Below are 22,251 nucleotides of genomic sequence, written 5' to 3'. Positions count from 1 at the left end.
TGAAATAAGACACTCAACAAGAGTGTCTTATTTCATTATTGTTGATATAGCCTGCTTATAAATAAGCTGTTGTTTTCCATCCACTAAGATTAAAACTGTAAATTTATCCACTCCAACAACTTCTCCTACTATTCTAACGCCACTCTTTAAGAAAATTGTAACTGTACCTTTTTCTTCTTTTATTTGTTTATACAATTCTTCCTGTAAATGTTCCAATTACTGTCCTCCCCTTTCTGTTAAACATCTTAATATAAAAAACTATAAATTCTTTATTTATGCACTTTGTCTTTTATATTCATAAACTTATTAATTAGTATATCTAAATCTCGGCTGAATAACAAAACTTTATCATGATCCAATCCGTGCCTCGCAACAAGTTGAATTAACTCTTTCTTTTTGTTTTCTATTTTATTTTGTAATTGTCCCATCTCCATCTCTATACTAAAACTCCCTTTTCCCATAATATTACTTGTAAAATTATAGTACATATTCTCTCATAAAAAAATAAAAAAATGGTTTTTTTTACAATTTTTTATTTTTCTATGCCTAAATTACGGATTACGTAAAGATTTATTTACAAATCACTAACATACAATCCTAATGAATCTACAGGCATTTGTCTAATTATAAATGAGACTGGCTCGTTTTCTATACAAAAAACATACTGTATATAGTAGTCCATGAACCATATAGATTAACTTAATAAAAGGAGGAAAACATATGAGTTATGGTGGAAGTTGCGCTGGTTTCGGCGGTGGATTTGCTTTGCTTATCGTACTATTCATCCTTCTAATCATCATCGGATGTAGCTGTTGGGGTGGCGGTGGATACGGATATTAATATATCCTATCCTTGACAAATGAACGAAAAACTATAGAAAAACAGCTCATATTTGAGCTGTTTTTTCATTCCATTATTCCATTTACGCATCTCTTATTCAGTTATCGATGTTTTTTACAGGAGGACTGTTAGAAATTCTTTCTCCTCAAATGATTGGCAGTTTATTAGCTACATGCTGTATTTTTGTAAGTTTTATATGGCTGTTCTTGTTTTATCGCGGGGATCTCAGTGAATAATTTAATGATAATCAATACATTTTGATCCCATTCCTTATTTGTTTCCCCATAATAAAATTGTTTAAAAATACAAGTCAGATTTTTTAATTAAAGAGCCTTATATGGCAACACTATTTGAGAAAAAACTAGATATTTATGTTAAAATACAAATAAGTTTGTGAAACATTGCACTTAAATAATAGACTTTAACTAGTTAAACTTGATTAAATAGGAGGGCTGTTTTGAGTATCACATTCATTTTCATATGTATTATATTAGTGGCTTCTATTCTGCAAGCAAGTACAGGTTTTGGCTTTTCCATAATGGCAACCCCTTTCTTACTTATGTTATTTCTACCACAAGAAGCTATACAAATAAACATTATTTTATCTTTAATTATCTCCATTTCACTCATTTGGAAAATAAGAATGGACGTTGATTTTGTTCTACTGAAAAGGTTTATTTTTGGAAGTATAGTTGGTGTTCCTTTTGGCATTTTAATTTTCATTTCCGTTAACATAAACACTTTTAAATTAGCAGTTAGCATCCTACTCTTACTATTAACATTGTTGCTAATATGCAACGTTAAGGTTAGATCAACACAATCTAGAGATTTCATAGTTGGCGGATTATCTGGTCTTTTAACGACAAGTATCGGTATGCCAGGTCCACCCCTGTTACTTTATTTTACAGGAACTAATACTGAAAAAGAGAAGTTAAGAGCAACTACATTAGCTTTTTATCTGTTTATATATTTCATTAGTCTAGTAACTCAAATACTCTTTACTGGCACAAACAAAACCATTTGGGAATCAAGTTTTTATGCCATTCCAATTGTATTTTTAGGTTTGTTTATAGGTCAAATCATTTTTAAATGGCTTAATCAACGGATTTTTAAAATATTTACGTACATTCTTTTAAGTTGTACAGGGGGTTATCTTCTTATTGAAAGTTTGAACTTGTTATAGAAGATGCTTTAGATCGTGCAATAACAGATATGTTCAAACGAAATTATTGCTGTATTTTCCGGCGGGGTATTCCATATCAAAACTTAAATAACTTTATTGACAGTTTACAATTAGCAATAATCTTTCTTTCATAAGGAAAGTATTTCAAATCAATTACTAAATAAAACGATAAAAAGCGGCTATTATGCCGCTTTTACTTACTATTGGCATTTCATTCTCATTTTCTATCACTTTTGTAAAAGATTATTAATTTTTATTTCTATGTATATGATAACAAACAAAATACCTAAGTTCAGAAAGAATAAACAACTTTCTGGCCTTAGGTATTTCTCCTCCAAAAAAGGCAAACCTATACGTCAGGTTTGCCTTCTTACTCACTTCTTATTTAATCCTTTTTCACTTAAAAACTCTTTCATATGCATTCTTTTTTCTTTAGACATAAATGAACTCATGGATTCCGTCCATGTTACGCTTTTCTTATTTGATGATCTTTCTTTATAATACGCGTTCATCGTTTCATCATATTCGTTTAGTAATTCATCATATTTTTGTTCATCATATCCATTTTCATGAAGAACTGCTGCTACTGGTAAACGTGGTTTAACTCCATGTTCTTCATCTGGTACACCGACTGTCATTCCAAATACAGGATATACTTTATCCGGTAAATGAAGCAATTCGCTCACTTCTCTCGGATTATTGCGAATACCACCAATATAACAAATACCGTATCCTAATGATTCTGCCGCTAATGCTAAGTTTTGCGCAAAAAGTGAAGCATCTACCGTCGCAACGATAAAGTCTTCTACTCCCTCATGCTTTATCTCTGTACTATGTTTTTCACATGCAATTTCAAGTCGTTTTAAATCTGCACAACAAACAAAAAATGCTGCACAGTCCTTCACATGGCGATTTCCGGATAGCTCTGCTAGTTTAGCCTTTAATTGCTGATCTGTTACATATATAACAGAATACGCCTGTACAAAATGTGATGAAGCTGCATGTTGCGCAGCATGCACCATCTTTTCTACTACATCTTTCGGAATTGATTCTTCTTTATATTTACGAACTGAAACATGTTGCTCCATCTTATGTATGATCTCATTCATGAAAATCACTCCTTTTTTCTCTTCATAATGAAAAATTAACATATTTTTTTCAATTTTCACAACTTATAAGCACAAAAAGAGCAATTCTTTTTGAATTGCCCTTTTTTAAAACGTTTATCAATACGGTAAATGAAATTATACTTATCTTATTACGCCGTTTTCAAAACTTTAATACCTTTTACGATATTCCAAATGAAGTAGTAAATCCCTACAAGAATGAACACTGCATATGTGATAGCCATTCCAATTCCAGCACCATCAGATTGATTGAACCCTAAACCGTACATGCCTGATACTGCTAGTCCTCCAAATAAGATTGCGTATGGGAAAACATGTGACCAAAATGCTTTTTTCGCGTGATACTTCACTTCATCTTCTGCAACAAAGTACACGATAATTGGTAGTAAAAATGGTGCAAAAAAGATACTAAAATAACATAACGAAGATAAAATATTATTTCCTTTCATCCGATTCACCTCTAAATATTTTTTGTTACCTTCATTATGTCAGGAAATCATTCTAGAAACTATCGCTTTACCTTTCACGAACGTGACATATTTGTAAGATTTTCCTCAAACTAAATCCCGTCTGAGTTTCAGACGGGATCACTTTCACTATATTCGATTCATAAACCAATACTGTGTAATTGCTAAATATTCTCGTACATTCGATGGAATGATGATTGGTTTCGGTGTTTTTGCCGGAAGACCTTCTAATTGTAAACCTTGTTTGGCCGCTATTTTTTTCGCTCTAAACATGTGAAAATCGTTTGTTACGATCATACCTTTTTTCATATCGGCTGGAATTAACGGTTTTGAGAATGTAATATTCTCATCTGTACTCGTAGATTTGTCCTCCATTATAATGCGGTCTTCTACGATGTTTTGTTTTATTAATCCTTGTTTCATTGCTAATGCTTCTGAAATGTCTTCACCTTTTCCTTGTCCTCCAGATACGATAGCGATTGTTTTCTCATGTGATTTTAAATATTCAGCTGCTTTATCAATACGATATTGCAATGAATAAGATGGTTTCGTCCCATTTACTTTCGATCCTAGTACAATTATGTAATCAGCATCGTAGGTTGCATTCATATGCCCATGCTTATAAATGTGATATTGTAAAAACCCCGCATACACGGCGCAAATCATTATAACACCTAAAATGCCCTTCATTATTTTCTTCTTTCTCATATTCATATACTCCTATTTTCTTTTACTTCCTTCATAATAATATCCATTTATTTGTTTGTATACAGACAAATTCCAATAAACCCTAATTTATCCTCTGAAAGGTAATATTTATATTACTTTCGGGAATAGTAAGTACAACTTTACACGAAGGAGTGTCTCTATTGCTTCTCTTTTTATGTAACGTGTCGTTCTTTTTCATCTTATTTTTACTATCGCTTAAGTTACTCGGTAAATCCGCGTTAGCGCAACTAACTCCTCATGATTTTGGGGCTATAATTTTTTTATCTTATTTAGCTTTCCAGGCCATACCCGTCTCTGGTGCTTTACAAGCATTTCTCGGTATGGTTGTTATCACATGTTTACATTTACTCCTTACAAAATTAAGCCTATTCAACAAACTAAATCGTTTTATTCTCGGACACCCTATCATTTTAATTAAACATGGTGATATTATTTTTGAGAACTTACAAAAAAGTAGATACCCCATTGCAGAATTGCTTTCTAATCTTCGCGTTGCAGGATATCCAAGTGTTCATGAAATTGAATACGCTATTTTAGAAGCGAACGGCGCTATTAGTATTTTACCAAAAAGAGAACTTGTACCATTAACTCCAAAAGATTTAAACATAGAAGTTAAGTATGCTGGATTACCAATTGCACTTATCGTCGATTCACAAATTCAATATGATAACTTAAAGTTAATACATAAAGATGAAAAATGGTTATATAAAGAATTAAAAGAAAAAGGAATTACAAATATTAAAAACGTTGCCTTTGCTTCTGTTCAAGAAACGGATGGATCTTTTGCGATTAGTTTAAAGGAATAAGAAAATCCCCTTAATTGCTTAAGGGGATTTTCTTCATCATATCGCTTCTTTCTCTCCTGCCATATTTAATGGCACAGGATGTTTCATACGATTCATCGTAAATACGATAACCGCTGTCATTACTTCTGCAACTGGCATAACGAGCCAAATTCCATTTATACCAAATAATTTCGGCATAATCCATAACAATGGAATAATAAATAGTAATCCTCGGCTCATTATAATAAGTACTGATTTCTTCGTTTGTCGCACTGATTGGAAGTACTCTCCATACACAATGTTATAACCTAAAAATACGTATTGGATAAAGAATAAACTAATACCTGTTAAGGTTAACTCCAATAATTCTGGAGATTGAACATCAAATAAACCAATGATATATTTCCCAAAGAATAATCCGACAATTATCGCAAAGCCTCCGAGGACAACAGCAATTTTCACAGCAAACTTCAATCCTTCACGAAGTCTCTCTGATAAATTTGCCCCGTAATGGAAACTAGCAATTGGCTGTAATGCTGCTCCAACACCAAAGAATAATAGTAATGTCATTGCATGAATACTATTCACCATCGCATAGGAAGCTACTCCTACTTCTCCTGCATATTGGACAAATGCGATATTAAAACCAATCGTTACGATTGCAACCGTACTTTCTGCTGTAAAACTTGGGAAACCAATCACCATAATTTGTTTGACAGTATCCCATTCAAAATGAAATTTCGTCCACTTTAAAATACTACTTTTTCTAAAGAAATGGGTTAATAATACAAGGAAACCAATCGCTGCCGAAAGAATAGTCGCTGAGGCAGCACCTGTTACGCCCCATCCAAAGATAAAAATAAAGATATAGTCAAACACTATATTTAATACAGCCGTTACAACAAGACCAGCCATTGCTAAATTAGGATTTCCATCATTTCGTATAAATGTACTTAAAATATTTTCTAAAACGTATATCATTCCAAATGTTAATAATACGTGTAAATAGTCTAACGCATATGGTAAAATTACTTCATTTGCACCAAATAAGTATGCTAAATCTTCTATTCTCCATAAGCAAATCGCTGCTAAAACACCTACGATAACAACTGCTACCGTCATTGATTGAGTAAAAATAGACCTCGCTCTCTCTCGTTTATTTTCACCTAATGCAATGGAATATAACGTTGCCCCGCCCATTCCAATCCATAATGAAATAGAGAAGAAAATCGAAAAGGCTGGAATAGCCACGTTCACTCCTGCTAAACCGTTCGCCCCAACTCCTCTACTAATCATAACCGCATCAATTACAATATTCACTGACATTAATACCATTCCGAGGACGGCTGGTATTAAATAAGAAATAAATAAACTTTTAATTGGTTTTTCTCTTAATTTTTCTGTTGCTTCCATACTCTAATATGCTCCTTTTTTTCAACTCTCTTTTCTTAGTTTAAACCTTCAAGTAACTTTAAGGTCAATAGAGAATTAAAAAATAGGTGACTTAATTATCGCGTTTGATGCTCATTTGTAATTATACGAGTCCTATAACTTATTGCTTTGTTTTTTCATTATAGGAATTTGAATTTCTGTTACTTGCTCCTCAGGATCTTCTGTTACAGACCAATCAATCAATCCAATCTCAATCGAATCTCCATGTACTTCGTAACCTTCTTTATCAATGTATGTAAGTAACTCCTTGTACGTTGCATCTGTTTCTTCATACGGTCCATGATGATAAGAACAAGCATATAAACCTTCTTTAATTTCATCTGAAGTATGCACTTCATACGGCATATAATCCAAAAGAATAAATACACTGCTATATGCTTGAAACTCATTTTGCATTAACCCTTTTTTCGCAACAGTTACACCAATATCTCCAGAAAATAAGCTATCATCCATTTGCCTCATATTTTTTTGCAACGAATGAATGTAGTACTCAAACATATCATCCGTCGTATTCGGGGCAACCGCAATAGCTGTTATTTTTCGCTGCGGGATCTCTTTTATTACCATTTGTTCAGCTTTTGCTTTTGTTGCTTCCTTAATTAAATGAATTCTATGCTCCATTTTCGCCAAAGCATACTCAATTTCTCTTTGTTTCTTCAGCATCATCTCTTGTTGTTTTTCCAGTAAATTGAGTGCGTATGCTGGATTTCTTTCATCAATATATTTCTTAATTTCCTTTAACGGAATATTTAACTGGCGTAAAAATTTAATCGTATCTAACAGTGAAAATTGATCGATTGTATAATAACGATAATTCGTTTGAGGATCAACAATGGACGGATGAAAAATTCCTTTTTCATCATAATACCTTAATGTAGATTCTGCGATATTATGCATTTTTGCCATTTCTCCAATTGTAAAACGTTTATTTAATAACATGTTTCCTTCTCCAATTCATTAAAAATGTTGCCTTATTTCTTCTTATTATATAGCCATTCCCTTCATACCTAAATCAAATTCCATCATGAAAATCTGCTATTTTTTCATTGATTTTTAATAAATTTTATTATATATTAATTACAGGTTCAAATTACGAGTTCAAAAGAACTTGTAATCAGACCCTTTTTGTTTAATGGGTTTTACATATTTTCATTAGGCAAATTCCGAGAAATCGTATGATAAAACTAAAAATGACGAGGAGAGGATCAGATGGAATTCGAATTTTTCTTTCAAATTGCACTTATTTTATTAAGTACAAAACTTGCTGGTGATCTTAGTGTTAGATTAGGTCAACCTTCTGTGCTAGGTAAATTAATTGTCGGTATCGTTATCGGCCCAGCTATATTAGGTTGGATTGAAAATTCAGAGCTTCTAACACAATTAAGTAATGTCGGTGTTATTCTTTTAATGTTTATGGCAGGACTTGAAACAGACTTAGATGAATTAAACGCAAATCGCAATTCTTCTTTAGCAGTTGCACTCGGGGGTATCATTCTTCCATTCGTAGGTGGTTACGTTTCCGGTCTTGTTATGGGAATGGAACAAGGAAACGCTGTATTCTTAGGGTTACTTCTGTGCGCGACAAGTGTTAGTATTTCCGTTCAAACACTTCGTGATTTAGGTAAAATGAAAACACGTGAGAGTACGACGATGCTTGGAGCCGCTGTATTTGATGATATTCTTGTTGTTATTTTATTAGCATTCGCAATGAGCTTCTTAGGCACTGATGATGTTAACTTAACAATGATTATCTTGAAGAAAGTAGTATTCTTCGCTTCTATTATTTTAATTGGATGGAAAGGTGTACCAGCGATTATGCGTTGGTTATCACCACTACGCGTATCTGAGTCTATCGTGAGCGCAGCTCTTATCATCTGTTTCTCATTCGCATATTTCGGCGAATTATTAGGAATTGCTGGTATTATTGGTGCTTTCGCTGCTGGTATTGCAATTTCTCAAACAAACTACAAACATGAAGTAGAAAAGAAAGTAGAACCAATTGCTTACGCTATGTTCGTTCCAGTATTCTTCGTTAGTATCGGTATGAATATTACATTTGACGGTATTGGCAATCAAATTTGGTTCATCCTAGCATTAACAGTAATCGCTGTATTAACAAAACTAATTGGTTGTGGTGTTGGTGCACGCATGACTGGATTTGATGCAAAGTCTTCTGCAATTATCGGTTCTGGTATGGTTTCTCGTGGTGAAGTTGCACTTATCATCGCAGGAACAGGACTCTCTTCAGGTCTATTAGCACAAGATTACTTTACAGCAATCGTTATTGTCGTTATTTTAACTACAATGATTACACCACCAATGTTAAAATACACTTTTGGTGCTAAAGATAAAGCAATGAATGAAAGCAAGTAAATAAGTTTACTATAATAAAAGGAGATTGCTATCTTATAAAATAGCAATCTCCTTTTTGTTTTATCTTTAAACAATCTCGTGCTTTTTTAACCATTTTTCAAAAATAGTTCGAGCTTCTTCATCATCGATATCATTACTAAATGAATACACCTTAATGCCATAATCATCTATATATTCGCCTAGTTTCATTTCCTCCACTTTCTTATAAAAACCGTCTGCCTCATAGTGCGGAATATAAGCATCCCAAACTGGTTCATTTATTCTTTTGTACGCTGTCACTTCCAAATCATATCCATCTTCATAATATCCGATGTGATAATGTTGACTAGGATCATATTTCTCCATAAAAAACTCCTCCTACTAAACAAAAGCGAGCTGTAATCTACAGCTCGCTTCATTCATTAAATGCGTTCCATCGCTGTCTTCAACGTTCCAACAACAAAAGCGATTTCTTCACTCGAAATAACAAGCGGTGGTGCTAATGTTAAGACGTTATTGTATCCTGCTGTTGTCATACCGTTTCGCCCTATAATTAACCCTTTTTCTTTACAAGCATTTACAACACTTGCAATTTTGTCGTTATCAATTGGCTCTTTCGTCTCTTTATCATTTACTAGCTCAATTCCAACTAGTAAACCTTTTCCTCTAATATCCCCAACAAGTGGATGCTCTCCAATTTCTTCTTTTAATTGCTCTAATAAAAGCGAGCCCATTTGTGCAGAGCGCTCAACTAAATTTTCATTTTCCATAATTTCTAAGTTTTTAAGTGCTAATGCACAAGCCGCTGGATTTCCACCAAATGTATTAATATGACGGAAGAATTCATATTCTCCCTTCCCTTTAAATGCTTCATATATTTCTTTTTTCACAGCTGTTGCTGATAACGGTAAATATGCGCTCGTAATCCCTTTTGCCATCGTAATGATATCTGGCTTCACATCATAATTCATAAATCCAAATGCTTTTCCTGTACGTCCGAAACCACAAATCACTTCATCGCTTATGAGCAAGGCACCGTGTTTTTGACACGTCTCATGAACAGCTTTCATATAGTCTTGTGGTGGCATTAAAATGCCTCCACCCGTAATAATTGGTTCCATAATAAAAGCTGCAATCGTTTCACTTAATTCCCATGTCATAACGCGATCTACTTCTTTCACACATTCTACATCATAAATGTTCTCTCTTTCTATTCCAGGCATACGATAGCAATCTGGCGGCGTTACATGTAAAAAGCCTGAAGCAAATGGCTCATATTGATATCTACGCTGTGCTTGTCCCGTCGCTGCCATCGTTGCCATTGTATTTCCATGATACCCGCGGTAACGTGACATAAATTTATAACGATGTGCTTCACCTTTTTGCGCATAGTATTGCCTTGCTATTTTAAAAGCTGTTTCGTTCGCTTCCGAACCACTATTAGAGAAGAAAATAACATACTCTCCTCCAAGCCACTCATTTAATTTTTCTGCAAGCTTTATAGCCGGTTCATGCGATTGTGACATCGGAAAGTATGATAATGTTTGTAATTGCTTATAAGCTGCCTCTGCGAGCTCTTTTCTGCCGTATCCACTATTCACACACCAAAGACCACTCATACCATCTAAATATCTTTTCCCTTGTATATCTTCAACCCAGCACCCTTCTGCTTTTGCCCCTACCATTGTATTATTTGGACTAAAGGGACGCATTCCGTGCCAAACATATTGCTCATCTTTTGCTAATAATTCATCAGTCTGTTTCGTTTTCATCATTTCTTCCACCTTCCATAACAACTTATTTTTCACAAAAGCTGCGCTGGTGCCATGATGATTTAAATTTCTCCCTGCTTATTTTCATTCCACAAAATTAAGACAAATCCTACTTACAAAGCAGTATTATTTACAATAAAATGACAAAAGAAAAAGGAGCTTTTCTTATTATCGAAAAGCCCCTCTTTTTTAATGTGAAGACGCATCACTAATACCATGACCAGTATTAGATTTCACAAGAATTTCATCAAACTTCGCCGCATCTTCTTTCTTACTAGATAAAATGGTCCCTAAATACGCTGCAAGGAATCCGAGCGGGATCGAAATAATTCCAGGTGTCGTATATGGGAATATCGCTTCTCCAACAAATATAGCTTTTCCAGCTACAGGATTCCAAACATTCGGACTTAACGCTACGAGAACAATAGCTGATACGAGACCAACAATCATACCAGAGATGGCACCCGCTGTATTGAAACGCTTCCAATATATTGTGAATAATATAACTGGTAAGTTTGCACTCGCTGCAACTGCAAATGCTAATGAAACTAAAAATGCTACGTTCAATGTTTGAGCAAATAACGCTAGTATAATGGATAATACCGCTACTCCAATAGACGCATAGCGAGCCATTGAAACTTGCTCTTTTTCCGTTGATTTCCCCTTGCGAATAATTTCATTATAAAAATCATGTGCAAAGGCTGACGCTGCTGTTAATACAAGGCCTGCCACTACAGCTAAAATCGTTGCAAAAGCAATGGCTGATACGAAAGCAAATAAGAAATCTCCACCTAACGCTTTCGCTAATAAAGGTGCTGCCATATTACCAGCAGGATTTGCTTTAATAATTGCCTCATTCCCTACAAATGCCGCTGCCCCAAATCCTAAGAAAATTGTCATAATATAAAATGCGCCAATTAACCACGTCGCGTATACTACAGATTGACGTGCTGTTTTTGCATCACGAACTGTAAAGAAGCGAACAAGAATATGTGGTAATCCAGCTGTACCAAGAACTAGTCCTAAATTTAAAGATAGCGTATCAAGGCCATCTTTATACTTTACTCCTGGGTTTAAAAACGAGTCTTTTAACGGTGTAGCTGTCTTCATTTGTGCGAACATTTCAGTCACACTAAAATTAAATTTTGCGAAAACGATAACAGAAATAATAAATGTACCAGCCATAAGTAATACAGCCTTTACAATTTGAACCCAGCTCGTCGCAGTCATTCCGCCAAAAATAACGTACACTGTCATTAATGTACCAACGATTAAAACAGATGTCGTATATTCGATTCCTAATAATAATTTAATAAGTGCACCAGCCCCAACTAATTGTGCAATCATATAAAAAATCGAAATCGTCATCGTATTAAGCGCTGCAACTCCGCGAACTTTTTTCGCATCAAAACGCGCTGCAATCATATCTGCTAACGTGTACTTTCCTAAATTTCGAAGCGGCTCTGCAACTAAGTATAATACAACTAAGTATGCAACTAAAAAACCGATGCTATAAAAGAACCCATCAAACCCAGTTAACGCGATCGCCCCAGCTATACCAAGAAAGGACGCAGCAGACATATAATCTCCCGCAATAGCCAGACCATTTTGCCAACCAGTTAATCCCCCTCCAGCCGTATAAAACTCACTCGCATTTTTCGTTTTCTTCGATGCAAAATAAGTTATGACGAGTGTACCAAGTACGATGATTAAAAATAGTGCAAAAGCGGTTACATTCAAAGTCATCCCCTCCCTTTTTGCATATCTTGCAGAATGTTTTGTGAGATTTTATCAAAGGATTCCGCTTTTTTGCTGTAAATCATACATAATGACCACGTCATAATAAATTGAGCAAATGCAAATACCCATGCCCACGTAACATCACCGAATGCCGGTGTATTGAGTACCTTTGAATACGATGTTAATATAGGTAACGCAATAAAAAAACTTAAAAAGAAAATACTCATTGGAACGATGAACTTCTTTTTCGTATTTAATAGCAATTGAAATTCTTCTGACTGAACAACCTCTGTATAATTCACCTCATTTTGCAACTTACGTGCTGACGTATCATCTCGTTTCATTAACCGATCCCCTCTCTTACTTGAAATGCACTTCCCCCTTGCATACCTAAAGACTAAATTTTATAAATATTCAGAAACTTATACTTATTGTAGACAATCCGTGCATTCATGCAAAGATTTTTTGATAGACATTTTTCGGCAATTTCCCCTAAATTTTTAATATACTTTTTCAACATAAAGTGACACCTTACTTATTTTTTCCTCATTAAGACAAAAGCAGTGCTTAACGCACTACTTTTGTCTTTTTTTCCTTTTCTAAATTACGAGCTGTTTCGCTTAACTCAACCTCTTTTCCGTCTTTAAGTGTTCCAAATATAAAATCGAATACTGGATTTGAAACACCGAACCAAAACTTTTCGTTTTTATAATGGTGTAATATATGTTGTTTTTTTAACCATCTTCCAAACTTAGTGACGGGACGAATCGGTCTATGGGCAATATAATGTTTCCATTCGTAAACGAGTAGCATAATAATCATTCCGATTCCAAATGAAAGTGTAATAGTAACACTTTTTGTAATACCATATGCTATAAGCAAATATATAGTAAAACTAGGTATACTAAACCAAACAGGTAAAAACAAAAGTTTTAAATCATCTGGATATACGTGGTGATCATAATGCAATCTTCTTAACATTTTTAATAGAAATGTGTTTTTAGGTGGCTTTATATGGAATAAAAAACGATGTGTCATATATTCATTAAGTGTATAGAAAGCAATCCCAACCATACATGCTAACATACCAAACCACGTAAAAAATTGCATTTTTAAAATAATAATGAAAATAAATAGAATGCTATACATAATAACGATATCATGTTGTAAAAAGAACTCTTTCCCCACTTTCTTCATCTTGTTTCCCCTTTTCCAAAAAAACAGCCGCAACATATCGTTACGACTATTTCTTTTCTATTCTTATTCTATTCACTTTACAAATTTGCCTGCTGTTCTATTGTCGAGAAAAAATTGTTTGGTCCAAATATATTTTGCTTCGGAATAATATGTTCCACTGCAAACACTGTTACTTCTCCTCTTTGCACTTCTCCAATAATAAGCCCCAATATTTCATGATTTACTGCAAACGTCGGTTGCTTTGTTTGTAACAATCTTGCTGCATTATGAAATACCGTTTCATATAGTGGATCTCTATCAGTAATTTCTTTTCGGATTTTTGGCGCTAACGTAATTATAATTTCTTTTCCTTCAATAGTGGTTCGATACATAAAAATCTCCCCTTCAATCTTATGTGAACAACTGTAAAGCTTTGTATGCAAAATGTATAGAGTAACATACTAAAATAATACCTGCTCCGGCTGTTATGTAGCCAAGCGCTTTTGGTTTTAATAAAGTTCTTCCAAAATGTACAGAAAAAGCAATATTTAAATTCCATAAAATAATACCAGCAATAATGCAAAGACTGTATAAAAAAGCTTCTTGTTTCGTTACCTTCGTAAGTAATGAGCTAAGTGTACTTCCGTATATACCAAACCAAAAAACAAGATTTAATGGATTGGATATCGCAATTAAAAATCCTGCCATAAACGATTGCTTAAGGCCACCTACCTCTTCTTTTTTATATTCCATATTCGAGTGGAAAATTCCTTGTTTTACACTTTGAAATCCTAAATAAAATAACAAGAAAAAACCCGTGCAATACATGAAGGCTTGTACATATGTATACATAAACACAGAAGATAAACCGAAATAAATGAGAAGCATAAATAAAACATCTGCAGTCATTCCGCCAATTCCAACAACCCAAGCGTGCCAAAACCCACGTTCGATTCCTCGTTTTAACATTTCAATATTAATTGGCCCTACTGGCGCAGCCAATGATATACCTAATACGATTTGCTGTATAATTGCTCCAAACATCGCTCTATCCTTTCTACTCTCTTTACTACTAGTTAATGATGTAATTAAAAAAATAGACTAGCTTTCATAATAAAATACCCTTTTTTATCCAAAATATACAAAAGAACCATCTAGGTGATGGCTCTTACTTTTCTATCCTATGAAGAAAAGGACATTTCCCTTTTATTAGCTCTACATCGTCTCCTATGAAATATTGTTTCCATTCGCGATGCTCTGGGTCACCATAATGACTAATGTTAGGATGTTTCGGCAATTGATCCCACTTTTCAACTCGCTCACGGACCATTTGTCTTGAATATGCTCCTTTAGGATGATCTCCCTCTAATCCATCAAAAATAGTGCGTGGCTGAAACCCAATAACGAGTGAATTCCCTAAATATCTAGTTTTTCGTTTTTTATAAGCTGGCGCATTTCCAAATGCGAATATTGGCTCACCACCAAATGAAAATTCCCATAAATAATGGTCTGGATCTTCAGGAATTTGCTTTGGCCATGCTTGATTATCGTTTTCATGTAAATACTGTAACACTTTCCAAAAGGAATCACGGTAATATTCGAGTGATTGTTCTTCACATTCCGGTTCTACAAAAAGGAAAAAGCCCCTTCTTACAATCGGCCTCTCTTTCATTAACTCTAAAAAAGATAACATTGTATGTGGCAAATGACTCCAATCATTATGAGAAAGAAATGAATAACGAAGTTCATTCTTTTTCAAAGCTGTTAAACCGAAATAACATGGAAAAGTTGGTTCTAACACGACACTTGAAAAAATCTCAAATTCTTTTGCAACCCAATCCGGTATATCGGTTCTCGTTCTCATTCCTTCATTGTCTAATAAGTAAGACTTATTCATTCTTTCACCTCATTATGTATAGCATTCAATTAAGAATATTACATACTCGGTCTGTCCTATACCTATTTAAAAATTTGACTGAAAAATTATTTAAAAATACAAAAAAATAAAATCGCTTACTTGACTAAATTCTCCCAATTCGTGTATATTTAAATTAATCATTTAGCAGAATATTCAAGAATATAGCATTTTTAGTTTATATTATTTTTTTAAATGAATTTCACTAAATGAAAATAGTAAACGCTTTTAGGAGGAATTGTAACATGCAAGGAAAAGTAAAATGGTTTAACAACGAAAAAGGTTTTGGATTTATCGAAATGGAAGGCGCTGACGATGTATTCGTACATTTCTCTGCTATTCAAGGAGACGGCTACAAAGCTTTAGAAGAAGGTCAAGAAGTATCTTTCGATATTACTGAAGGTAACCGCGGACCTCAAGCTGCTAACGTAGTAAAACTTTAATCCAACATATAACAGGAGGTTACCTTACTTGGTAACCTCCTTTGTTATTCCTTTGTATATTTCCGTTTTACAGAGCAAAAACTATGTGAAATGCGCACTATACAAAGGAGGAATTATTAATGGGATCAGAAGTAAATGATTTTGAAGAAGTGAAATTTCGTGTAGAAACAGCACAAAAAATGGTAGGATCAGCAACAATTTCAATGGATCCAGATACATTAGAGCATGCTACTACTGCTGTAGAAGCCGCTCGCTCTCAGCTTGAAATTATGAAGTCTGTTGCAACAGATTTAGATGAGCCGTTTCTGATGAATGAGGAAAAAAAATTAAGTCAATGCGAGCATCAATTAAATGAAGCGAAGCACTAAAAAACATCCAGAGAATTTTCTCTGGATGTTTTTTCATGACAGCTGTTCTCCATACTTTTTCAACGTTTCTCCAACTGTACATTGCCTGATACAAAATGAATGAGCGTAATACTTACTATTCGTCTTTCGATTATGTTCTCGCAAAAAACACCCTTCACAATACGTTTCTAATAAGTCATTTACCTCTGTAATGAGTTGCTTTTTATCCACCTTTGCACCTCTCTATTCGGTTATTTCTTTATGACTATCAATAACTGTTCCTTCTAATGCTTGCGTAGCTAATTGATGTGCTTCTTTATTTTGTTTTCTAGATATCGGCTCACATACAAGTTTTAATTTCATTTGCTTCGCCTTTTGTTCAATTTGATCTAAATAATGATTTAAATGTTCATCATAACAAGGCCATTCTCCGGCTAATTGCTGCAGTACCACTTGTGAGTCTCCGCGAAGTGTAACTGCTTCATACTTAATCCCTAGTTCCTCGAGTATATTCATACCGTATAATAATGATGCATATTCCGCTTCATTATTATCATATATACCTTCTATATATGCATTGCGGCGAATGCGGTAGTTTGTATTTCCTTTTTTATAATACACACATATACCAACGCCAGCCTCTTTCGTTTGTACATCATACCCCCCATCAAAATAAACGTATATTTCTTGAGGCTCTTCCTCCACTTGTTTACTCAGCTTTTTCATTTCCTTTAATGACCATTCGGCATCCATTTCATCGTAAAATAGTAGTTCTTTCACCCTACCCGTTTTCTCAAAATCCTCTGCAAATTGAAGTACTTCTTCTATGTTCATATAATCTGTCGTTAATTCCGTCTGCAAACCGCGCTTTGTTTTATACAACCAATGAATTTTATATTTCATACTAGATTCCCCTTATATAAGACTTCTTATATGTAGCCAGCTAATGAAAGCCTCACTTTATTTTATTATATTGTATCAATAGTCACAGCATTATATTCAATGTGATTACATACAAAAAGAGCTATCCCTATAGGAATAACTCTTTCATCTATTGCATAAATCTTTCAAATTGTACTCGCTTGTTAATCCAGTACATTACAGGCATACCAATCGCCATGACAACAAATTCACCAACTGCACATGTCAACCAAGACAACATAAATGGTAAACCCAATGCAAGATGAAGTTCAATTGCAATCATAAACATTGTAATTGTAAAGATAACTGTATTAAAAATCATACGAGCCCAAACACCTTTAATAAATCGCATAGAAATAATCGTTGCAACTAATGCAAGAATAGATTGCCCTACTCCAAATACTAAATCGTAAGCGATCATAGGTGAGAAAAAGAGATTCGTTAAAAATACACCTAATACAATTCCGTAAATTGCTTTCTTATTAAATACAACAAGATGATTAAACATCTCTGAAATACGAAACTGTACATTCGTAAAGCCAAATGGCTGAATAAGCATAGAAACAGCAATATATAATGCCGCTAAAATACCATTACCGACTAAAGTTCTAATATTCATGACAAAATCTCCTTAGTTTTTTTACGTGGGATGGTTTCGAACCACGTTATTCGTTTTTTTAGCAACAAGATTATATTTTACGTGGTAGCCCCTCTTTCGTCAATAGATTCCTATCGTGAACTACCTTTTTTCTTTTAGACAACGTATAATAAAACATATGAAAGTTTTAGGAGGTTTCACTTCATGACAGCAACAATTCAAAATGAAAAAGTGATCGTTTCCATTTCTGACAAAGGTGCAGAATTACAAAGCGTTCGCTTAAAAGAAGATAACACTGAATACTTATGGCAAGGCGATTCTACTTATTGGGGGCGCCGCGCACCAATTTTATTTCCAATTGTCGGCCGATTAGTAGATAATACATACTACGTAGACGGTAAACCATATTCATTAACACAACACGGTTTCGCTCGTGATCTTACATTCTCTGTAAAAGAACAAAGTGAAACGAAAATCACTTATATTGTTACTAGTAATGAAGAAACATTAAAAAAATACCCATACGAATTCGAATTACTCGTTTCTTATGAGCTAGACGGACAAAGTGTTCATGTAACATATGAAGTAAATAATCCTTCTTCAAAAGAGATGTTCTTCTCAATCGGAGCACACCCTGGATTCAACTTGCCTTTATTGGACGGTGAATCATTTACAGATTATCACTTATCGTTTAATGGTTCGGAACACTTAGAAACCAGTGTATTAGAAGGACCTTATCTTTCAAACAAAAAGCAATTAATCGCTGAAAATACAAATGAATTGCCACTTACATATGATTTATTCAAAAATGATGCGCTTATTTTTGAACATATGAATACGAATGAAATTTCGATTCGTTCTCATAAACATAATAAATTTGTAAAAGTAGAATTTGATGGATTCCCATTTGTCGGCGTATGGACATCAGGGGATAATGCACCTTTCTTATGTATTGAACCTTGGTACGGAATTGCCGATGAAGTAACTCCAGCAAAAGATTTCAAGGAAAAAAAAGGAATTCAATCTTTACAAGCGAATGAAACATTTACATGTCGTTATAGCATTACAATCGGCTAATTACTCTATCCCCTACTTCAAAGAAACATATAAGTAGGGGATCATCTTATCATTTGGAGGTTTCTCATTTTGATTGAAGTATATATTGATGGTGCATCAAAAGGAAATCCTGGTCCTTCTGGTGCGGGAGTATTTATTAAAGGGGTTCAACCAGCTGTACAATTATCATTACCCCTCGGGACAATGTCCAATCATGAAGCAGAATACCACGCTTTACTTGCGGCATTAAAATATTGCACGGAGCATAATTATAACATTGTCTCTTTTCGTACAGATTCGCAACTTGTCGAGCGAGCTGTCGAAAAAGAATACGCAAAAAATAAAATGTTTGCACCTTTATTAGAAGAAGCACTGCAGTACATAAAAAATTTCGACCTCTTTTTTATTAAGTGGATTCCAAGTAGTCAAAATAAAGTTGCTGATGAGTTAGCTAGAAAGGCTATCTTACAAAATTAACGGAGGTATGAGTGTGAAAAAAGATTGGATTGCTCCTCTTGCTTTATTATTTGTCTCTTTTATTTGGGGAGCTACGTTTGTTGTCGTTCAAAATGCTATGTCTTTCGTTGGTCCATTTACTTTTAATGGTATTCGCTTTTTATTCGCCGGAATTATTTTATTATTCGTTCAAATGATTTTCGCAAAAAAAACTTCAAAACAAGATATAAAACAGAGTAGCCTTGCTGGATTAATCGTTGGATTCTTTTTATGTGTTGGCTATGTGTTACAAACATTCGGCTTACTTTATACAACTTCTTCAAAAGCAGGATTCTTAACAGGGCTTAGTATCGTTATGGTACCTATTTTGTCTTTTATCTTTTTAAAACAAAAAGCTACTATTTTTATCGTAATGGGCATTGCTGTAGCAACAGCAGGTTTATACTTATTAACAGCTGGTGATTCATTTCAATTAAACATTGGAGATATACTCGTTCTCGGTTGCGCGGTTGCTTTCGCTGCTCATATTCTTGTTAATGGCTTCTTCTCTAAGAAAATATCACCTTTATTGTTAAGTACGTCGCAAGTGTTAGCTGTCGGTATGTTTTCTTCTATTTGCGCCTTTTTGTTTGAAGATTGGGAAAAATTACTTTCAGCAGCACTATGGACGAATTCTTCCTTTTTATTCGCCCTATTTCTAACTTCTCTATTCGCAACATCCATTGCTTTTTTCATTCAAACATCAGCGCAAAAACATACGTCTCCAACGAGAGTAGCCATTATTTTCGCAATGGAGCCCGTTTTCGCTGCCTTAACAGGCGTTCTCGTTGCAAACGAACAACTTTCTATTTCCGCTATTATCGGATGCCTCTGTATTTTCCTAGGCATGGTGTTTGTTGAATTACCTTCCAAAACAAAAAAAGAAGCGCAGGCTGCGTGAAGTTACGCTTGTAACTTCCGCATAAAAGCCTTAGCGCTTTTTTTATCTGTAATCTCTTCTTCTTTCAATCGTTCTAATAACGCAACAAAATAACTCCCATCAAACTGTAACTGATGTTTAATTGTCGCTTCTATTGCCGCGTTCACAATTCCATCAGATGCACCCGTATATCCTTGTCCGAACATAATAAACCCTTGTGCTTCCTCTGATAGTTTAAATCCTTTCGTATGTAAGAATGAAAGATAATCTTCTACTGTTTGCATGCTATTCCCACCTACTCAAAAATTCTCCATCTCCTATCATACATGTTTTTACAAGCTATGAGAATGAAATTTATATGACAACTTTGTAAATCTATCCGAAGTAGACGATAGAGGATTTCCTTACAATATAAAAGAATATGTAACTGGTAACTTATTTTATATTAAAGGGGATAGGGATATAAAATGAAACAAGCACTATTAATTATTGATGCGCAACAAGAGTTAATGGATGGAAATGAAAAAGAAAATGCAGTTTTTCGTAAAACCGAGTTACTATCCACACTAAATACAGCTGTGCAGAAAGCAATCGATGCAAATGCCCTTATTGTTTTCGTAAGAGATATCGATGTTGCTTCTGGTAGCGGTGAGGGATTTGAAGTACATAATGAAATTCAAGTACCTCAGTCTGCAATCCTTATTAATAAAGCAGCAACGAACGCATTCTATGGCACTTCTTTACTTGAACTTTTAAAAGAAGAGAAGATTGGCCATATCGTTATCGGTGGATGTAAAACAGAGCATTGTATCGACACCGCAGTTAGAACTGCGACTGTACAAGGATGTGACGTTACATTAATTAAAAATGGTCATTCCACAACTGATTCTAACGTATTATCTGCAGAGCAAATTATTGCTCATCATAATAAAATTCTACATGGACATTATAATGTGGATCATTTTTCAGTTGTTAGGGATGTCGAGGAAGACCTTTTTGTACCTATTCATGATCAATATCGTGATTAACGAAAAAGAATCCTTCATTCAGAAGGATTCTTTTTTATCCAAAAATTTGCGCTGCAATGCTATATAACTCATTATTCCTTTTTAATAATTGATCGCTATTTTTCATCATAATTGGTGGTGTATTAACCTTTTGAAAGCCAACAGCCTCTAATTCATTCATAAAATCGTTTTTCCCCTCTGGTACATCAATTCTTAATTTACCATGATGTTCACTTGCTAAATAATGTACAATTCGCATCGCCATTTCATCATTTTTAGCAACGACTGGTCCTATTATTTTATTTTCTGGTGTTTGTACGCTTAAACCATATGCTAGTACATGTTGTTCCTTATCCTTTACAACGATACACTGTTCACTTTGCATAATTCTTTTCGTTAAAAACTCTTTTCTATTTGTTCCAAACGCATATTCATCTAATTTTATTAGTTCTTCTAAATCACACTCTTGATAATTCATTATATAATCTTCATTTTCTATACAATAATCATTCACATTGTACGAGTTACATATGTATTTAGAAACATAGCTTACTGCTCTAAATCCTAATTTTTCATATAAAAATTCCCCCTCATCTGTAGCAATAAGCATAATGGCAGTTTGAGCCAATACGCTCTTCATGCATGCATTCGTTATCGTCTTTCCAATCCCGCGTCCCTTATAATTCGGATGTACAATGACCATTCCGATAGATGCTAATTTCTCTTCATATAATATTATTGCCGCACTAGCAATGAGTTCCTCCCTCTCATTCCACACACCGTATACAATACCTGAGCTAAAAATAGTCTCAATTTCTTCCCTGTTATAATCCCACCCAATATAAGAAGATAACGCTACAATGTCCTCTATTTTTTCTTTCCTAAGACGTTCTACCCTCATTTCTAATTCAATCATAATCCATCCCCTTATCTAGACATTTAAATCATTATTATCAAATCAACTTG

General features: G+C 34.2%; 30 protein-coding genes and 1 riboswitch. Of the genes, 10 read left to right on the top strand and 20 right to left on the bottom strand.

Annotation, left to right across the window (positions count from 1 at the left end):
* Positions 1-27: 27 nt before the first annotated feature.
* Both hfq and AXW78_RS07860 read right to left on the bottom strand, forming a co-directional pair.
* A complete protein-coding gene (gene hfq / locus AXW78_RS07865; protein ID WP_000400665.1) occupies positions 28-216 on the bottom strand; it encodes an RNA chaperone Hfq in 189 nt (62 codons plus the stop codon).
* A 53-nt stretch (positions 217-269) separates the two neighbouring features.
* Complete coding sequence (locus AXW78_RS07860) at positions 270-488, bottom strand: aspartyl-phosphate phosphatase Spo0E family protein (RefSeq protein ID WP_000291691.1); 219 nt, start codon at positions 486-488, stop codon at positions 270-272.
* A gap of 232 nt (positions 489-720) precedes the next feature.
* Between AXW78_RS07860 and AXW78_RS07855 the strand changes: the two genes are divergently transcribed.
* Together AXW78_RS07855 and AXW78_RS07850 are read left to right on the top strand one after the other, a co-directional pair.
* Positions 721-840 (top strand): YjcZ family sporulation protein, encoded by a 120-nt coding sequence (locus AXW78_RS07855; protein WP_000120179.1) that lies wholly within the window; start codon positions 721-723, stop codon positions 838-840.
* 457 nt (positions 841-1,297) lie between these two features.
* Complete coding sequence (locus tag AXW78_RS07850; protein ID WP_061883952.1) at positions 1,298-2,023, top strand: sulfite exporter TauE/SafE family protein; 726 nt, start codon at positions 1,298-1,300, stop codon at positions 2,021-2,023.
* 374 nt (positions 2,024-2,397) lie between these two features.
* On the opposite strand, the gene nfsA is transcribed toward AXW78_RS07850, so the two are convergent.
* The 3 genes from nfsA to AXW78_RS07835 form a co-directional block, all read right to left on the bottom strand.
* Complete coding sequence (gene nfsA, locus AXW78_RS07845; protein ID WP_001002397.1) at positions 2,398-3,132, bottom strand: oxygen-insensitive NADPH nitroreductase; 735 nt, start codon at positions 3,130-3,132, stop codon at positions 2,398-2,400.
* A 149-nt stretch (positions 3,133-3,281) separates the two neighbouring features.
* On the bottom strand, positions 3,282-3,599 hold the full coding sequence (locus AXW78_RS07840) for a magnetosome magnetite crystal formation protein family (RefSeq protein WP_000678055.1): 318 nt from the start codon (positions 3,597-3,599) through the stop codon (positions 3,282-3,284).
* A gap of 147 nt (positions 3,600-3,746) precedes the next feature.
* Positions 3,747-4,325 carry a YdcF family protein gene (locus tag AXW78_RS07835; RefSeq protein ID WP_001227672.1) on the bottom strand — a complete coding sequence of 193 codons (579 nt, stop codon included), beginning with the start codon at positions 4,323-4,325 and terminating at the stop codon, positions 3,747-3,749.
* A gap of 161 nt (positions 4,326-4,486) precedes the next feature.
* On the opposite strand from AXW78_RS07835, the gene AXW78_RS07830 reads away from it, so the two are divergent.
* Complete coding sequence (locus AXW78_RS07830; protein ID WP_000923924.1) at positions 4,487-5,152, top strand: DUF421 domain-containing protein; 666 nt, start codon at positions 4,487-4,489, stop codon at positions 5,150-5,152.
* 36 nt (positions 5,153-5,188) lie between these two features.
* Here AXW78_RS07830 and AXW78_RS07825 read toward each other — a convergent pair whose 3' ends face one another.
* Together AXW78_RS07825 and AXW78_RS07820 are read right to left on the bottom strand one after the other, a co-directional pair.
* Positions 5,189-6,544, bottom strand: a complete 1,356-nt coding sequence (locus tag AXW78_RS07825) for an MATE family efflux transporter (RefSeq protein WP_000388398.1) — start codon at positions 6,542-6,544, stop codon at positions 5,189-5,191.
* 132 nt (positions 6,545-6,676) lie between these two features.
* Positions 6,677-7,522 carry a MerR family transcriptional regulator gene (locus AXW78_RS07820; protein ID WP_000925915.1) on the bottom strand — a complete coding sequence of 282 codons (846 nt, stop codon included), beginning with the start codon at positions 7,520-7,522 and terminating at the stop codon, positions 6,677-6,679.
* Between the two features lie 270 nt (positions 7,523-7,792).
* On the opposite strand from AXW78_RS07820, the gene AXW78_RS07815 reads away from it, so the two are divergent.
* A complete protein-coding gene (locus AXW78_RS07815) occupies positions 7,793-8,956 on the top strand; it encodes a cation:proton antiporter (protein ID WP_000393874.1) in 1,164 nt (387 codons plus the stop codon).
* A gap of 66 nt (positions 8,957-9,022) precedes the next feature.
* On the opposite strand, the gene AXW78_RS07810 is transcribed toward AXW78_RS07815, so the two are convergent.
* The 8 genes from AXW78_RS07810 to AXW78_RS07775 all read right to left on the bottom strand — a co-directional run bounded on the left by AXW78_RS07810 (position 9,023) and on the right by AXW78_RS07775 (position 15,520).
* Entirely contained in the window at positions 9,023-9,301 is a 279-nt protein-coding gene (locus AXW78_RS07810) for a DUF3986 family protein (RefSeq protein ID WP_000417077.1), read from the bottom strand.
* A 56-nt stretch (positions 9,302-9,357) separates the two neighbouring features.
* Positions 9,358-10,707, bottom strand: coding sequence for an aspartate aminotransferase family protein (locus AXW78_RS07805; RefSeq protein WP_000850944.1), 1,350 nt, complete (start codon positions 10,705-10,707; stop codon positions 9,358-9,360).
* A gap of 189 nt (positions 10,708-10,896) precedes the next feature.
* Positions 10,897-12,447 carry a solute symporter family protein gene (locus AXW78_RS07800; protein WP_001103249.1) on the bottom strand — a complete coding sequence of 517 codons (1,551 nt, stop codon included), beginning with the start codon at positions 12,445-12,447 and terminating at the stop codon, positions 10,897-10,899.
* Positions 12,448-12,449: 2 nt separating this feature from the next.
* The gene (locus tag AXW78_RS07795; protein ID WP_000817376.1) at positions 12,450-12,791 is read right to left on the bottom strand and encodes a DUF485 domain-containing protein; all 342 of its coding nucleotides are present in this window, start codon (positions 12,789-12,791) and stop codon (positions 12,450-12,452) included.
* Between the two features lie 223 nt (positions 12,792-13,014).
* Positions 13,015-13,644 carry a sterol desaturase family protein gene (locus AXW78_RS07790; RefSeq protein WP_000755399.1) on the bottom strand — a complete coding sequence of 210 codons (630 nt, stop codon included), beginning with the start codon at positions 13,642-13,644 and terminating at the stop codon, positions 13,015-13,017.
* Positions 13,645-13,721: 77 nt separating this feature from the next.
* The gene (locus AXW78_RS07785; RefSeq protein WP_000286382.1) at positions 13,722-14,015 is read right to left on the bottom strand and encodes a hypothetical protein; all 294 of its coding nucleotides are present in this window, start codon (positions 14,013-14,015) and stop codon (positions 13,722-13,724) included.
* 19 nt (positions 14,016-14,034) lie between these two features.
* A complete protein-coding gene (locus AXW78_RS07780; RefSeq protein WP_000466565.1) occupies positions 14,035-14,667 on the bottom strand; it encodes a LysE family transporter in 633 nt (210 codons plus the stop codon).
* 124 nt (positions 14,668-14,791) lie between these two features.
* Entirely contained in the window at positions 14,792-15,520 is a 729-nt protein-coding gene (locus tag AXW78_RS07775; protein ID WP_001043773.1) for a YqcI/YcgG family protein, read from the bottom strand.
* 263 nt (positions 15,521-15,783) lie between these two features.
* On the opposite strand from AXW78_RS07775, the gene cspB reads away from it, so the two are divergent.
* Both cspB and AXW78_RS07765 read left to right on the top strand, forming a co-directional pair.
* The gene (gene cspB, locus AXW78_RS07770) at positions 15,784-15,981 is read left to right on the top strand and encodes a cold shock-like protein CspB (protein WP_001161731.1); all 198 of its coding nucleotides are present in this window, start codon (positions 15,784-15,786) and stop codon (positions 15,979-15,981) included.
* 119 nt (positions 15,982-16,100) lie between these two features.
* Positions 16,101-16,349 carry a DUF2564 family protein gene (locus AXW78_RS07765; protein WP_000534396.1) on the top strand — a complete coding sequence of 83 codons (249 nt, stop codon included), beginning with the start codon at positions 16,101-16,103 and terminating at the stop codon, positions 16,347-16,349.
* Between the two features lie 33 nt (positions 16,350-16,382).
* On the opposite strand, the gene AXW78_RS07760 is transcribed toward AXW78_RS07765, so the two are convergent.
* The 3 genes from AXW78_RS07760 to AXW78_RS07750 all read right to left on the bottom strand — a co-directional run bounded on the left by AXW78_RS07760 (position 16,383) and on the right by AXW78_RS07750 (position 17,868).
* Complete coding sequence (locus AXW78_RS07760; protein WP_000358801.1) at positions 16,383-16,559, bottom strand: zinc-finger domain-containing protein; 177 nt, start codon at positions 16,557-16,559, stop codon at positions 16,383-16,385.
* 12 nt (positions 16,560-16,571) lie between these two features.
* Positions 16,572-17,231, bottom strand: a complete 660-nt coding sequence (locus AXW78_RS07755) for a ribonuclease H family protein (RefSeq protein WP_061883951.1) — start codon at positions 17,229-17,231, stop codon at positions 16,572-16,574.
* 148 nt (positions 17,232-17,379) lie between these two features.
* A complete protein-coding gene (locus tag AXW78_RS07750; protein ID WP_001026476.1) occupies positions 17,380-17,868 on the bottom strand; it encodes a QueT transporter family protein in 489 nt (162 codons plus the stop codon).
* Positions 17,869-17,874: 6 nt separating this feature from the next.
* A riboswitch (PreQ1 riboswitch) is annotated at positions 17,875-17,919 on the bottom strand.
* A 132-nt stretch (positions 17,920-18,051) separates the two neighbouring features.
* On the opposite strand from AXW78_RS07750, the gene AXW78_RS07745 reads away from it, so the two are divergent.
* The 3 genes from AXW78_RS07745 (at position 18,052) to AXW78_RS07735 (ending at position 20,299) form a co-directional block, all read left to right on the top strand.
* Positions 18,052-18,924: an aldose 1-epimerase family protein gene (locus tag AXW78_RS07745; protein ID WP_061883950.1), complete on the top strand. Its 873-nt coding sequence runs from the start codon at positions 18,052-18,054 to the stop codon at positions 18,922-18,924.
* 69 nt (positions 18,925-18,993) lie between these two features.
* Positions 18,994-19,380 carry a reverse transcriptase-like protein gene (locus AXW78_RS07740; RefSeq protein WP_000573872.1) on the top strand — a complete coding sequence of 129 codons (387 nt, stop codon included), beginning with the start codon at positions 18,994-18,996 and terminating at the stop codon, positions 19,378-19,380.
* Positions 19,381-19,393: 13 nt separating this feature from the next.
* Positions 19,394-20,299: a DMT family transporter gene (locus tag AXW78_RS07735; RefSeq protein ID WP_000711150.1), complete on the top strand. Its 906-nt coding sequence runs from the start codon at positions 19,394-19,396 to the stop codon at positions 20,297-20,299.
* A gap of 2 nt (positions 20,300-20,301) precedes the next feature.
* Here the strand turns inward: AXW78_RS07735 and AXW78_RS07730 are convergent, their stop codons facing one another.
* Positions 20,302-20,562 (bottom strand): DUF6123 family protein, encoded by a 261-nt coding sequence (locus tag AXW78_RS07730; protein WP_001195212.1) that lies wholly within the window; start codon positions 20,560-20,562, stop codon positions 20,302-20,304.
* 183 nt (positions 20,563-20,745) lie between these two features.
* Here AXW78_RS07730 and AXW78_RS07725 point away from each other — a divergent pair, with 183 nt between their 5' ends.
* Positions 20,746-21,306, top strand: a complete 561-nt coding sequence (locus AXW78_RS07725) for a cysteine hydrolase family protein (protein ID WP_000806331.1) — start codon at positions 20,746-20,748, stop codon at positions 21,304-21,306.
* Between the two features lie 34 nt (positions 21,307-21,340).
* Here AXW78_RS07725 and AXW78_RS07720 read toward each other — a convergent pair whose 3' ends face one another.
* Positions 21,341-22,201 carry a GNAT family N-acetyltransferase gene (locus tag AXW78_RS07720; protein WP_061883949.1) on the bottom strand — a complete coding sequence of 287 codons (861 nt, stop codon included), beginning with the start codon at positions 22,199-22,201 and terminating at the stop codon, positions 21,341-21,343.
* Positions 22,202-22,251 lie beyond the last annotated feature (50 nt).

Origin of the sequence: Bacillus thuringiensis (genome assembly GCF_001595725.1) — a bacterium.
GTDB classification, from domain to species: domain Bacteria; phylum Bacillota; class Bacilli; order Bacillales; family Bacillaceae_G; genus Bacillus_A; species Bacillus_A thuringiensis_K.
This window is presented reverse-complemented; position numbering and strand designations above follow the sequence as displayed.